9 protein-coding genes are annotated in these 14980 nt (G+C 43.9%); all 9 read left to right on the forward strand.

All coding sequences use genetic code 11. From position 1 onward, the window contains the following. Positions 1 to 3 precede the first annotated feature (3 nt). The gene (gene nadC, locus EFA47_RS18520) at positions 4 to 855 is read left to right on the forward strand and encodes a carboxylating nicotinate-nucleotide diphosphorylase (RefSeq protein WP_122644669.1); all 852 of its coding nucleotides are present in this window, start codon (positions 4 to 6) and stop codon (positions 853 to 855) included. Between the two features lie 98 nt (positions 856 to 953). Further along, complete coding sequence (locus tag EFA47_RS18525) at positions 954 to 1463, forward strand: transcription repressor NadR (protein WP_122644670.1); 510 nt, start codon at positions 954 to 956, stop codon at positions 1461 to 1463. A 698-nt stretch (positions 1464 to 2161) separates the two neighbouring features. Then, entirely contained in the window at positions 2162 to 4099 is a 1938-nt protein-coding gene (gene metG / locus EFA47_RS18530; protein ID WP_268888501.1) for a methionine--tRNA ligase, read from the forward strand. 305 nt (positions 4100 to 4404) lie between these two features. Next, a complete protein-coding gene (locus EFA47_RS18535; protein ID WP_122644855.1) occupies positions 4405 to 5091 on the forward strand; it encodes a response regulator transcription factor in 687 nt (228 codons plus the stop codon). After that, entirely contained in the window at positions 5088 to 6089 is a 1002-nt protein-coding gene (locus EFA47_RS18540; RefSeq protein ID WP_235853377.1) for a sensor histidine kinase, read from the forward strand. The genes EFA47_RS18535 and EFA47_RS18540 overlap by 4 nt, the downstream gene beginning before the upstream one ends. Positions 6090 to 6113: 24 nt before the next feature. After that, positions 6114 to 6779: an ABC transporter ATP-binding protein gene (locus tag EFA47_RS18545; RefSeq protein WP_122644673.1), complete on the forward strand. Its 666-nt coding sequence runs from the start codon at positions 6114 to 6116 to the stop codon at positions 6777 to 6779. Between the two features lie 114 nt (positions 6780 to 6893). Continuing rightward, positions 6894 to 9482, forward strand: coding sequence for an ABC transporter permease (locus EFA47_RS18550; protein WP_122644674.1), 2589 nt, complete (start codon positions 6894 to 6896; stop codon positions 9480 to 9482). A gap of 31 nt (positions 9483 to 9513) precedes the next feature. Further along, positions 9514 to 10182 (forward strand): ABC transporter ATP-binding protein, encoded by a 669-nt coding sequence (locus EFA47_RS18555; protein ID WP_122644675.1) that lies wholly within the window; start codon positions 9514 to 9516, stop codon positions 10180 to 10182. Between the two features lie 1062 nt (positions 10183 to 11244). Next, positions 11245 to 14850, forward strand: coding sequence for a hypothetical protein (locus EFA47_RS18565; RefSeq protein ID WP_306438893.1), 3606 nt, complete (start codon positions 11245 to 11247; stop codon positions 14848 to 14850). Positions 14851 to 14980: the final 130 nt, after the last annotated feature.

Consider the following 14980-nt stretch of genomic DNA (forward strand, 5'->3'; position numbering starts at 1 on the left):
GGTATGAATAATATTACAATGGATCTACAGGCAGATCACTTAATTCTGGAGGCTCTGAAGGAGGATATTTCCAGCGAGGATGTATCCACAAATTCAGTGATGAGGGAGTTTATAGAAGGAGAAGTTGACTTAATCTGCAAGCAAGATGGAATGGTTGCAGGTTTGGATGTATTTAAAAGAGTATTCGAGTTATTGGATAAAAGTATTCAGGCCCAGTTTTACTGTAAGGATGGCGATGAGGTGAAGAACGGGCAGCTTATGGGAAAGCTGTCAGGGGATATCCGCGTCCTTTTATCTGGCGAGAGAGTCGCCTTGAATTATTTACAGAGAATGAGTGGGATAGCTACTTATACACATTCTGTTGCGGAACTTCTTAAAGGTACGAAAACAAAACTTTTAGATACAAGAAAAACAACCCCTAATATGCGTATTTTTGAAAAATATGCTGTGAGAGTGGGAGGTGGTTTTAACCACAGATATAATTTATCGGACGGAATCCTGCTTAAAGACAATCATATCAGTGCTGCCGGAGGTGTAAAAAGGGCCGTCCAGATGGCCAAGGAATATGCCCCCTTTGTCCGTAAAATCGAGGTTGAGGCAGAAAGCCTTGATATGGTGAGGGAGGCGGTTGAAGCCGGGGCAGACATAATTATGCTGGATAATATGTCAACAGAGGAAATGCAGGAGGCCATCCGCATTATTGATAAGAGGGCGCAGACAGAATGTTCTGGAAATGTGACAAAGGAAAATATATCCAGAATCACAGCGATTGGAGTAGATTATGTATCCAGCGGGGCCCTGACGCATTCGGCTCCGATTTTGGACATTTCAATGAAAAATCTTCATGTAGTTTAGTTCAATTTTCAGAAAGCTCTTCTGTTTTAGCGGTAAGTAGTTTAAAATAAAAATGGATTTATATATTTGGACATTTTTTATAGAAAGCAGGTGGGTATATGGTTTCAGGCGCAGAGCGCAGGGAGGGAATAGTAGAGAGGATTAGAAGCAGTAAATCGCCAGTATCTGGGAAGGTGCTGGCTCAGGCTTATGATGTAAGCAGGCAGGTAATTGTACAGGATATTGCCCTGATCCGGGCAGCAGGCTATGACATTATTTCTACAAACCGGGGGTATATTTTAAATGCACCTTTTGCGGTTTCCAGGATCTTTAAGGTCTGTCATACAGATGAGGAGCTGGAAAATGAGCTTTGTGCCATTGTAGACCTGGGGGGCCGTATAGTGAATGTAATGGTGAATCACCGGGTTTACGGGCATATGGAAGCAGACCTTCATATTAATTCCAGGCAGCAGGTGATAGAATTTATGAAAGATATCCGAAACGGGAAATCCAGTCCCCTTAAAAATATTACATCAAATTATCACTATCATAAGGTGGAAGCAGACAGTGAAGAAATACTGGATACAATTGAAGAGATGCTGTGCAGCAAAGGATATCTTATAGATTAATAGGTTATAATTGGAATTGCTGGTTAAGAGGTATAAATTACGAAGTGTATTTTGGTCTATAATATAAAAAGCGTGAAATATATAATAATATTAGTTTATTGTTTGATAAATTTGAAACAAGAAGCGCTAAAAAAGCCGGAGCAAAATGCATCCGGCGGAGAAAAGGAATGAAAAAAATTTATGTAAAAAAGCATTGCTGCTTTGTATAAGTATAAGATAAATTATTTTTGTGACAAAAATGTGTTGGTAAGATTAAGAGTTTATGAAAGCATCCTTTAAAAAATATAAAATCCCTGCCTTGACATTCCCAAAATGCTGTGTTACGCTTTTTCAAAGATAAAAAGAAAACGCAGTGATGAAGAGAGTAGCCTGCATGACATTTTACAGAGAAATCCTACTAGCCTGATAGAGGCTTTAAGCTGAGAGGGATGAATGGAGGGTAGGTGAACATGGCTTCTGAGCGGTGCACCGAACACAGAGTTTAGGATTTGTGCAAGGCTGCAATGGGTTCGCCCTTTACAGCGAAGAAGTGCTGGCCGGCACTTACTGAGGTTCTGTCTGTGAGGGCAGGGCAAACTAGAAGTGGTAACACGGAATTAACCCGTCTTCTTATAATAAGAAGACGGGTATTTTTATTGCATAAGAAATCGTTACGAAGAACTTCATTTAGGTACAGGTCAAAAGTTAATTTAGGACGTATCCCTTTTGTAAAAGGCTACGTCCACAAAGGAGAGAGCATTATGTCAGAAAAGCAAAAGTATTACATTACCACAGCAATCGCATATACATCTGGTAAGCCGCATATAGGCAATACGTATGAGATTGTCCTTGCGGATGCGATTGCGCGGTACAAGCGGAGCCAGGGGTTTGATGTGTTTTTTCAGACTGGGACTGATGAGCACGGCCAGAAGATTGAGCAGAAGGCTGATGAGGCAAACATTACGCCGAAGGAATTTGTTGATAATGTGGCCCGTCAGATACGAGGGATTTGGGATCTGATGGATACTTCCTATGACAAGTTTATCCGGACAACGGATGTGGAACATGAGAAACAGGTCCAAAAGATTTTTAAAAAGCTGTATGATAAGGGGGATATTTACAAGGGGCATTATGAGGGGATGTATTGTACGCCCTGTGAGTCTTTTTTTACAGAGTCTCAGTTAATTGATGGGAAATGCCCTGATTGTGGGCGGGAAGTCCAGCCTGCAAAGGAAGAGGCCTATTTCTTTAAAATGAGTAAGTATGCGGACCGCCTGATTGATCATATTAATGCCCATCCCGAATTTATTCAGCCAGTATCCCGAAAAAATGAGATGATGAATAATTTTCTGCTTCCAGGCCTCCAGGATTTATGTGTGTCCAGGACATCTTTCAAGTGGGGCATACCTGTTGATTTCGACCCAAAGCATGTAGTCTATGTATGGCTGGATGCACTTACAAACTATATCACAGGGATTGGATATGACTGCGATGGGGACAGTACAGAGCAGTTTAAAAAGAATTGGCCTGCAGATTTACATTTAATTGGAAAAGATATCATCCGTTTCCATACGATTTACTGGCCTATATTTTTGATGGCTCTGGATCTGCCATTGCCAAAACAGATATTTGGCCATCCATGGCTCTTGCAGGGGGATGGGAAGATGAGTAAGTCAAAGGGGAATGTACTCTATGCGGATGAACTTGTTGACTTCTTTGGAGTAGATGCGGTGCGTTATTTTGTACTCCACGAGATGCCCTTTGAAAATGACGGAATAATTTCTTGGGAGCTAATGGTAGAACGGATGAATTCAGATTTAGCTAACACCCTGGGAAATTTAGTAAACCGTACAGTATCCATGACAAATAAATATTTTGGCGGAACTGTTTCAGACAGGGGGATAGCTGAAGAGATAGATGGAGATTTAAAGGCAGTTATTGAAGGTACTCCAAAGGCAGTTGAGGAAAAAATGGATGGACTGCGGGTGGCAGATGCAATCACGGAGATTTTTAATTTATTTAAAAGGTGTAACAAGTATATTGATGAGACGATGCCGTGGGCCCTTGCAAAGGAGGAAACACAAAAGGGCAGGCTGGAGACTGTGCTGTGGAACCTGATCCAGGGTATTTCAAGCGGTGCCGTGCTCCTTGAACCCTTTATGCCGTCTGCCAGCAAAAAGATTCTGGAGCAGCTTGGGGGAGGCCATGTGACTGCTCATCCAGAAATTCTTTTCCAGAGGCTGGATGTGGAGGAGGTCTTAAAGAAAGTGGAAGAGCTGCATCCTCCTGTGCAGGAAAAGGATGAGAATGTTATTGATATTGAGGCAAAGCCTGAAATAACATTTGACCAGTTTGGCGCCCTGCAGTTCCAGGTAGGGGAAATTATCGCTTGTGAGGCGGTTCCAAAGTCCAAGAAACTGCTTTGTTCTAAGGTAAAAGTAGGAAGTCAGGTTAAGCAGATTGTCTCAGGTATTAAAGCACATTATACGCCGGAGCAGATGGTTGGCAAGAAAGTAATGGTTCTTGTTAATCTAAAGCCGGCAAAACTGGCAGGTGTTTTGTCTGAAGGAATGCTTCTCTGTGCAGAAGATGAAAAAGGAAATCTTGCACTGATGACTCCTGAAAAGGATATGCCGGCAGGGGCAGAAATTAGTTAGGATTATAATATTTTACGAATTTAGAGGGGACTGTTGCATATCAACCTTTTCATATAAGATTATGGTGCTGTCAGGCTGGGCGCTTCCATAACCTGTTTGAAATTTTGGGTTTGCAGCAATCCCTTTTTGATTTATACCCAAGGGCGCCTGTAAACATATGTCCTTATGGGCGGACGCCCTTTGTCCTACAAGGAATGCCCGGGGGTACCACCTGCTGTTATTTAGGCTGCACAAAAACTATATATAATGTAGAATGGTATGAGAGAATTATTTATAAAGTAATAAAACTCGAAAGGATTATGGGGATGAAATTATTGATCGTAGAAGATGATCTCGCACTCAGTGCGGGACTTTGTTTTGAATTGGATACGTGTGGATATTTGACAGTAGCCGCTTATAATTGCCAGAAAGCCAGGCAGCTTTTGGAAAGTGATTATTTTGAGCTGATACTTTTAGACGTAAACCTTCCAGATGGCAGCGGCTTTGATCTGTGCCGGGAGATAAAGGCCGTCCGGCCTGATCAGCTTATAATTTTTTTAACAGCTAATGATTTGGAACAGGATGTTCTGAAAGGTTTTGACCTTGGGGCAGAGGATTATATAACCAAGCCATTTAATACGCAGATCCTGAAACGGCGTATAGAGGTCACTCTGCGCCGGGGAGCGGCCATGGCAAAAATAACTGCCGATGGCTATGAGGATGGCTTTCTGCATTTGGATTTCCAGAGGCTTACGGCCATACGAAACGGTAAAAAACTGGCAATTACCCCCAACGAATATAAATTATTGCGTCTTTTGACTGCTAGTGCGGGGAGTATTGTGACACGTCAGATTTTATTGGAAAAGCTGTGGGACTGCGACGCAAATTTTGTGGATGACCATACCTTGACTGTCACAATGGCCCGGCTGCGGGCAAAAATAGAAGATGCCAGCCATTCTTATATTCAGACTGTCAGAGGCATGGGGTATATCTGGACAGGTACAAGTATATGAAAAAAATTAGAAACATTGTAGTGATTCTGGCTGCGCTTCTTTTCACCTTTGGACTGGCGTGGGAGTATATTCCCCTTTGGATCATCAGGGCCTGCTTACTTGTGTCCGGACTTCTGGTTTTTGCACTTGCGCTTTTATGGGACTGGCGCCAAAGGAAGCTGCAGTCAGATTTTGCTAATGATATTTGTGAGACAGTAGATACACTTATGGACGGACGTAAGTTGGAAGATTATCAGCCTTACGTAGATTCCCATATCTCAAGAGTACAGGGAAAGCTTTTGCAGTATTATGACAGGATGCAGGAGGGGCGTCGCCAAAGCAGGCAGGACAAAGAAACTATCCAGGAACTGGTCAGTGATATATCCCATCAAGTTAAAACTCCTATTGCAAACCTTCAAATGTTTACGGGCATTTTACAGCAGCACCAATTATCTGACGAAAAACGTGCTGACTTTCTAAACACTATGGAAGTACAGATTAAGAAACTAGATTTTCTCATGCAGTCTCTTATTAAAATGTCACGGCTGGAAACGGGGACTTTTGTCCTCCATATGGAAGAGGCCAGCTTGTATAATACCGTTGCACAGGCGGTCAGCGGGATATGGGCAAAGGCAGATGAAAAAGGGATTACTATTGATGTGTCCTGTGACAGCAGCGTAACTGTCAGGCATGATCCAAAATGGACAGCAGAGGCATTGGGAAATATTTTAGATAATGGTGTAAAATACACATCTCCCGGGGGAGCCATATATATCAGTGTCCGGCCCTGGCAATTTTATACGAGGATTGATATAGGGGATACAGGGATTGGAATTGCCCCCCAACATTATAACGATGTGTTTAGGCGGTTCTACCGGTCACAGCAGGTTGCGTCTGAGGAAGGGGTAGGGTTGGGCCTGTATTTGGCCAGGGGTATTATTGCCCGTCAGAAGGGGTATATCAGTGTAAAATCAGAGCCGGGCAAAGGAAGTACATTTTCTGTGTTCCTCTTGTCCTGACCTAATCCATGAGGAAAAAACCGTATGAATATTGTTGAAATTCGCAATCTTAAAATATATTTTGGCACAAGCTGCCGCTTGGTAAAGGCTTTGGACGGAATTGATTTGGAAATTGAAAAAGGCAGGTTTACTGCTATTATTGGAGCATCTGGCTCCGGAAAAACAACACTTTTAAATGCCGTTGGCGGCCTGTACTGTCCAACTGCGGGGACTGTAATTGTAGACGGCACCGATCTGTCGGACTTGTCAGAGGATCAAATGACTATTTTTAGGCGCAGGAGAATAGGCTTTGTTTTTCAGGGTTATAATTTAGTCCCTGAGCTAACTATACAGGAGAATATAGTATTTCCGCTGGCCTTGGATAATTCCCGCCCAGATGAGGCCTTTTTGGCAGAAATTATTTCCCTCCTGGGACTGAAAAAGAAATTAAATTGCTTTCCGCATATGCTCTCTGGAGGCGGCCAGCAATGTACGGCTATTGCCAGGGCACTGGTTGCCAAACCATCTATTATTTTGGCAGATGAACCTACAGGGAGCTTTGATGCTAAGACAAGCCAAAACGTAGCTGGACTTTTGAAACTGACGGCAGAAACCTTTCACCAGACACTACTCATGATTACCCACAATCTGGAGCTGGCACAACTGGCTGACAGGGTAGTAAGGCTGCAGGATGGGCGCATCGTTTCATAGACAGGATTTTCTTGCTGCAAACAGGAAAGGTACAAAAATGTAACTTTCCTGTACCCTGGCTGTAACATTGTGGGGTTATGCTGGTATCAGCAAGAAACAGGAGGATGCGATAACATGAAAATAATGCTGAAAACTCTCGCCAGGCGGAGTCTTGCCGCCAGCAGGCCCCGGAATCTGGTCGCAGTCTTAGCGATTATGCTGACTGCAGTTCTGTTTACATCTGTAACGACTATTAGCCTGGGCGCCATGGATTCCATGACCCTGACCATGCAGATACTAAAAGGAAGCAAATCTGACGGCGACTTACGCAACATGACAGCTGAACAATTTGCCGCCCTGGAAAGGGCAGATTTTATCGAAAGCTATGGACTGCGGATGGCAGTAGGTTTCCTTACGGATACAGTCCATCATAACATCGAGTTCGATGTGCTAGATGAGACTCAGGCAGAGCTGACATTTTGTAACCCCAGCCATGGAACAGTTCCCCAGGCTGCCAATGAGATTGTCGCTTCTGACGCTGCCCTGCGGGAGTTAGGGGCAAAACCGGAAGTTGGAGCGGCTGTCACTCTGCGCTTTTGTGCACATGGCCAGGAGTATGTCCTTCCTATGGTAGTTTCGGGATGGTATGAAGCTACCAATGACCAGATAAGTATGCTGTGGGCGGGAATTGCTTTCCGTGATACCTATCCGGAAATTTTTCAAAATACTTATGTTAAGGATCGGGAACTGGCGGGTACCTATGCGTCAGATTTTATTGCTAAAAGTACTGTTGGCCTGCAGGACAAAATGAATGACTGGGTATACAGCGTGGGGGGAGAACCAGAGGACATGAAAGCGGACAATTACCTGGCTGCCGTCATTAACACAACTACCAACCAGCCGATGTCTTTGTCCGTATATATTATGGGCGGTATAGTGGCAGCGCTGTTTCTGTTGTGCGGCTACCTGCTCATCTATAATGTCTTTGACATTGCTGTTATGCAGGAAATACGCCGCTATGGACTATACCGCACCATTGGCATGAGCCGGAAGCAAGTAAAAAAGCTCATCAACCGGCAGGCATTATGGCTTTCCTGCATTGGTATCCCCCTGGGATTGGCTATTGGTTTTTTTGTAGGAAAAGCCGCTCTCCCAGTGGTTATGGATACTATGTCCTCCGAATACCAGAACATTGTTGTGAGCGTAGAACCCTCCCCAGTAATTTTCCTGGGAGCAGCGGCATTGACAGCACTGACAGTTTTCCTCTCTACCCGAAAACCAATACGTGTGGCCGCCAATACTCCGCCTATTGAGGCGTTTCGCTATGTGGAAAGGGCAGGAGCAGGGCCCAGGGCGAGGGGCCGCTTTACTGAGGCGAGGATCTACCGTATGGCCTGGTCAAATTTAGGGCGAAACCGCCGCCGCACCGCTTTTATTATGCTGTCATTGATGTTGTGCATTGCGCTTCTCAATGGCGTAGGCATAGCCGCGGCCAGCCTGGATGTGGAGAAACAAGTAAATTACATGATCCGTACTGATTATGCTGTTGTCAATGCGGCGTCAGCCAATGGCCAGAAGGGGTTTACCAGCCGGGAACAGAGCCTTGACCCTAAATGGATGCAAGCCATTTCTGCCCTGCCGGGAGTAAAAGATGCAGCGCCAGTCTATAAGAATACTGCCCAGGATACAAATATTACCTATGATTTTGGCATTCCGCTGACTCAGGAGACAATGGTCAACCAGGTCAGCGGCCTGCCCCACGCAGCTACAGAGGACTATTATTGGTTTGGCTTAGGGGAGGATGGCCGCCCTGTATGCAATGTTTATGGGATGGAGGAAATTTCTATAAGCCGTATGGATTTGCGGGAAGGAGAGACTGACCCCCACGCTTTGTATTCCAAGATGGAGGATGGCCAGGGAGTGCTGCTGGGTGTACAGGTTAACCGGCAGGATATGAGCTTGGCTGATTTTCTGGACTTTTTGGACGTGGGGGATACTATTACTGTTTACCGTGACGGCCGACCTCTGATGGAACTGCCTGTACTCTCCAAGGCTGCCGTGAATGGGGATGACGAAGAAATCGGATACACATGTAACGGCCCCATGAGTATCGGTGGGGACGGCTTGCTCCTCTATCTGCCAAGCAGCATATATGAGCAGCTTTATGACACCCCTTCCGTATATAAATATGCTTTTGACGTGGAAGAGACAGAGCGTGAAAATGTAACCGCCTATTTAGAAGATGCTATGGCTGCCGACCCAGATTTGTACTATGCAACAGCTGAAAGTGCAAGGGAGAGCGCAGAAGGCACCCGCACTATGATTTACTTTGTGGGGATATTGATTGGATCTATCTTTGGCATTGTAGGGGTACTCAACTTAATTAATTCTATCATAACTACTATTATTGCCCGGCGCCCTGAATTTGCCACCATGCAGAGTATTGGCATGACGCCTAAGCAGCTTGTACAAATGATGACTTTTGAGGGTATATACTATGCAGCCGGCGCCTGTGTACTCGGGACCGTAGTCTCTATACTGACCGGACTGACACTGGTGCGGGGACTGACAGGGTCAGTCTGGTATTTTACATTTCAGTTTACCCTGTTTCCCGCCCTCATTACCTGTATGGTTTTGATAGTCATATCTGCCGTTATTCCTGCCGTCGCGCTGCGGCTTTTCAACAAGGGCAGTATTGTGGAGCAGCTTCGTATAGCAGAATAAAGTAGTATTTATTATTAAGGAGGGTAATTTTATGGAAAGTATTTTAAAAACTTGCGGTCTTAAAAAATATTATGGCAAAGGCGAAACAATGGTTAAGGCGCTGGACGGCGTTGATTTAGAAATTGAACGGGGTAGGTTCACTGCCATTATCGGTACGTCCGGCTCAGGCAAATCCACTCTTTTAAACATGCTGGGGGGCCTGGATACCCCCACAGAAGGCAGCGTCAAAATCGGCAGTACTGAGCTGGCAAAATTAAACAGTGAGCAGGCAACTATTTTCCGGCGCAAGCAAATTGGTTTTGTTTTTCAAAATTATAATCTAGTTCCAGTATTAACAGTATGGGAAAATATCTTATTCCCCATTTCCTTAGACAGCCAGAAGCCAGACAAAAAATTTATTATGAAAATTGTAAAATTATTGGGTTTAGACAGCAAACTGGACAGCCTGCCAAACAATCTTTCCGGCGGCCAGCAGCAGCGGGTGGCTATTGCCAGGGCCCTGGCGAGCAAACCTTCTATTATCCTGGCTGATGAACCCACAGGAAACTTAGACAGGAATACTAGTGAAGATGTGATAGGCCTGTTAAAAATGACCAGTAAGGAATTTCATCAGACTATAGTGATGATTACCCATAATCCTGAGATTGCGCAGATGGCTGACCAAGTTATACAAATCGAGGATGGGAAGATCGTAGCATAGACTTTTTATGTTCTTCCTGACGGCATATATTACAAGGTATGGATTACGGCGTGCATTAGGGGGCGCTATTCTTCCATGGGGAGAAAGGATATTCATTCCCCATGGATTTTTATCTAAGATACAGTGTGATAAATATAATAATCTGATAATTATATATAAAAAATACAATTATATATTTATTTATAAAAAACAATAGAAATGAGTTGACAAATAAAAATTCATATGCTATTATAAAGTCAATCCAAAAGAGATAGACAAATTAAAAGACAATCTCAAGGAATATATCTAAATGAACATAATTCTAAGATGTTCAATTGGATTAAAATATTTAGTCAAGGAGGGAAAGGTCCAATGGACAGTACAATATCAGTTAAAATTCAATATGTTAGTGGTACGGTAGATGGAAGTTCCTGTGATCAAGAGGCCTTTGCCATCTTAAGATAAAAGAGTCCAGTAAAGAAGAATGAAAAGGATTTAATCGGAGAGTTTGAAAACTGGATAAAATCAAAAGATTTTGCATTTACAGACGTATTGAATATAGTATCACATATATCAGAATTTCCACAAATGTGTAAAGAAACATGGACGGAATATTAATTCATAGGAGATATACATAGTTATAGAGCGAATAGCTGATTAGACAGCTGGAATATCAAAACCGGTACTGCGGCAGTTAAAAGGTTATAGGATGAATAACTAAGATGTTTATCTAAGCGCTATGGAAGAATACCAGTAGATGAAATTATTGGATTTTGATAAAAGCAGATTTGTTATATTGAAGGACAGGAGGTTTAGTAAGCCAGTCTTAGTGAGCAGACTGAAGTATCAATTGACAAATGGCAAAGGTCTTACAGGAACAAAAATCGAAGGATTCCTCCGATTTATAAAATATATAGAATGAGAAAATTAAATAAAAATTAAAATGCATCTTCAACGTTAATTGAAGATGCATTTTTTTGACATTGTGGGGTGCTTATGGTAAACTAAGGACAGAATTATGGGTTGTGTGCGTATAAAGTAGCGTATGCGTATGAACAATATTATTTTAACGAGGTGAGTGCAGTGGATAAGTATGAATATAAGTTAAAGACAGAACAGATGCTTGAACTTATGGAAAAAGGCGCATACAGTAAAGCGGCTGAGGCTGCGGATACCATTGACTGGAAAAGAGTCAGAAATGCCACTATGCTGACAAATGTCAGTGATATATATGAAAAAAATGGAGATTACCAGAAGAGTTATGATGTTCTGAATATTGCTTATCATCGTGCTGAAGGAAGCAGGAAGGTTATTTATCGCCTGTGTGCGCTTGCCCTTAAGACTGGCAATGTAGATGAAGCTATTGACTACTATGACGATTTCATACAGGTTGCGCCTAAAGATCCTAATCAGCATATTTTAAAATATAAAATTCTCAGGGCACGCAGATCCCCTGTAGAACAGCAAATCGAGGCATTAGAGGAGTTTAAAAAGGCGGAATATATTGAAGAGTGGGCCTATGAACTGGCTAAGCTTTACCAGGAAGCGGGGATGACGGCTGAATGTCTTGAGGAATGCGATGATTTGATTTTATGGTTCAGCGAAGGGAAGTATGTTTACAAGGCTATGGAGCTTAAGATGCAGTACAAGCAATTAACTCCATCCCAACAGGAAAAATATGACCATAGATATGAAAAATTAGAGTCAGAGACTGAGGAGATTCCAGACCTAACACAGTATCAGCTTCAGAAGGATCCGGCGGCAGAAGCAGACACTCCTGCACCTGTGCATGAGGAGGAGGGTCATACAGACACAGCTCCAGAGGCAGACACTCCCGCACAGGAACCAGAGGAATCTATTCAGAATGATGAGATTGTGCAAAAGCTTACTCAAAAAGGAATAGCCAGCACCATGAGGCTGGGGGAAGCTCTTCAGAGCCTTCTGCGGCCAAAGAATACGGAGAGCGCCCCTGAACCTGAAAAGGCAGAAAGTACAGATTCGGGCCATGAGGAGACAGAGAGAGATTCTGAGTTTGAAACCGCTATTGAAGAGATTGAATCTGTGGTAGATTTGGAGTTGGTAAAAGGCTTGTCAGGGAAACTTGAAAAAAGAGCTACGTTTGATGCAGATTTAGAGGAACTGCGTGCAGAGCCATTAGAGGAGCCGGAAGACCATGAGCCAGGATTGAGTGACAAGGGTGATTTAATGGACTCCGATGTGGCTGGGATTGCAAAACTATCTGCTGCAGAGGAAGATATATCTGGACATGCGGAAGCCGCAGCCGAAGGAACTGGTATTTCTATAGAGGATATGGATGTTCTGGAGGATCCGGATATATTTGGGGCAGGTGAAGGAGAGACTTTGGTTGCATCATCTGAAATCCAACAGGCAGATCAAGAAAGTGAAGAGAAATTTAATTTGGAAGAAAGTAAAAAACAGCCTGAGGATGACCAGGTAGAAGGCCAGCTCAGCATGGAAGATATTTTTGCAGGCTGGGGAGAGCCGGCGAAAGTGGAAGAGACGGCAGATGAGAAGAAGGAGGCTGAGCCGATTCTTCCGCCAGATATACAGCGAATGATAGATGAAATCGAGGGCGTTCTCCCGGAAGGGCCAGTTGCTGAACCGGAACCAGAACCTGAAATCGAAGATGTGATTGAAGAGATCCGTGAAGATATAGGCGGGATTAGCCAGCAGTTTAATCTGGATAATCCTGATGAATTATTGGATGATACAGAGGCAGGTGAGGCTGAGATACCTGCGGCGGAAGCGTATACGGAAGGGGAAGAAGACCATCAGGAGGATAATTTGGAGTTGGCAGAACAAGATAGCAGGGTGCTTTCTGAGGACTATGGGCCTGCCTATGAAGAAGCTCCTGAGGCGTCCTATGAGGAGGCTTTTGAGCCTGCGTACGTGATGGAAGATGAAGAGGTGGCCGATGCGTATGAGGAAGAGTTAGAAGAGGATGAACCTGTGTATGAGGACGCGCAGGAGGATGCAGCGGAGCCAGGCTATGAGACAGTGTCCGAAGAAACCTTTGATGCTGCTTACGAAGAAGAGTATGAAGAGGCTGTGGATTCCGGGTATGAGGAAGAGTATAGAGAGGATCTTGAAGCTGGGTATGAGGAAGAATATAGAGAGGATCTTGAAGCTGAGTATGAAGAGGAATACGAGGAGGCTGCCCAGCCTGAATATGAGGAAGAGTTAGAGGCGGGGGTTGAAGCAGAGTACGAGGAAGAGTATGAGGAAGGGTTAGAAGAGGATGAACCTGCCTATGAGGGAGAGCTAGAAGAGGATGAATCTGCCTATGAGGATATGCAGGAAGATGTGGCTGGAGAGGACTACAGCGGTGTTGTCGGGCCTGAGTATGAAGAAGCCTATGTAGAGGAAACCGAGGCTGGGTATGAAGATGTGGCAGAACCAGATTATCAGGAAGATTATGAGGAAACTCCTGGCCTTGATTATGAGGAAGCTTACGACGAAGCCGATGAATTTGAATATGAAGAGGAATATGAGGAAGAGGCTGAATCTGAGTATGAGGAGGATTACGAGACTGCTGATGATTTTGGAGAAGAGGAGGAGTACTCTGCAGACGGGGTAACAGAGGCCTATGATGAAGAGTACCCACAAGAAGAGGGCGAGGAATACCTGGAGGATATTGAGGCTAGTTTTGAAGAGGAATTCCGCATAAATCCAGAACATAGCAGCGAGCCTGATGACAGAGAGATTCCAGATGAAGATGATAACATGGATATTTTGTCAGCCACGACACCTCTGAGTAGGAAAGAAACAGCTAAAATGATTGCTACGGGCAAAACTGCACCCATACCAATAGATGAAATTTCTGATGCACTTTCTATGTCCGACACTGGATTTATAGTACATGGCCGGTATGATTTGGAGACACAGAGCGGCATCGGTACAAGAGCTGGCCTGACTGAAGAGCAGAAGAAATTGTTTTCTTATTTTGTGCCGGTAAGAGGTATGAGTGAGCAGCTTGTAGATGTGTTAGAACAGGATAGGAATTGTACGAACAGGAATGGCACATCCAGAACCGGGAACCTCCTAATTATTGGAAATAAGGGGAATGGCAAGACTGTCCTTGCAGTAGATGTTGTCAAAGCCATCCAAAAGCAAAGGAATATCCGTCAGGGCAAGGTTGCAATTGTAACAGGGGATTCTTTAAATAAGAAGAAAATAAGTGATATATTTACAAAGTTGTATGGCGGCGCCCTGATTATCGAGAAAGCTGGCAAGTTAAATGAAAAAACGGTTGCACGGATCAATAAGGCTATGGAGCGTGACACGGGAGAAATGATGATTGTACTGGAAGAGCAGAGAAAGCCTTTAGACAGACTTCTTTCTTCTAACAGGGAATTCCGCAGGAAGTTTACAAGCCGGCTTGAGGTACCAATATTTATTAATGACGAATTGGTTACTTTTGGCCAGACATATGCCCAGGAGAATGGCTATCGTATTGACGAAATGGGAATCTTGGCACTTTACAGCAGAATCGATAACCTGCAGAGAGAAGACCATGCGGTTACAGTAGCTGAAGTAAAAGAGGTTATGGATGAAGCTATGGAGCATTCCCAGAAAGCATCTGCAAAGAAGCTTGTAAAGCGTGTGTTCGGAAAGAATACGGATGATGCTGACAGAATTATTTTGTCAGAGAAAGATTTCAATATATAAAATATAACTCCTTTTTGGCGAGGGCTGATATATACTGGCCTTTGCCGAAGGGGAGTATTTTTTATTGCCTCCAGCAGCGACCCAAGCGGACATATTTACATGTCCATTTGGCGGCTGCCGCCAGGGGTCA

It is taken from the genome of Luxibacter massiliensis (assembly GCF_900604355.1).
GTDB classification, from domain to species: Bacteria; Bacillota; Clostridia; order Lachnospirales; family Lachnospiraceae; genus Luxibacter; species Luxibacter massiliensis.

Coding starts and splice junctions, on each gene's coding strand:
- nadC (WP_122644669.1), top strand. CDS start 4: ATGAATAATATTACAATGGATCTACAGGCAGATCACTTAATTCTGGAG.
- EFA47_RS18525 (WP_122644670.1), top strand. CDS start 954: ATGGTTTCAGGCGCAGAGCGCAGGGAGGGAATAGTAGAGAGGATTAGA.
- EFA47_RS18535 (WP_122644855.1), top strand. CDS start 4,405: ATGAAATTATTGATCGTAGAAGATGATCTCGCACTCAGTGCGGGACTT.
- EFA47_RS18540 (WP_235853377.1), top strand. CDS start 5,088: ATGAAAAAAATTAGAAACATTGTAGTGATTCTGGCTGCGCTTCTTTTC.
- EFA47_RS18545 (WP_122644673.1), top strand. CDS start 6,114: ATGAATATTGTTGAAATTCGCAATCTTAAAATATATTTTGGCACAAGC.
- EFA47_RS18550 (WP_122644674.1), top strand. CDS start 6,894: ATGAAAATAATGCTGAAAACTCTCGCCAGGCGGAGTCTTGCCGCCAGC.
- EFA47_RS18555 (WP_122644675.1), top strand. CDS start 9,514: ATGGAAAGTATTTTAAAAACTTGCGGTCTTAAAAAATATTATGGCAAA.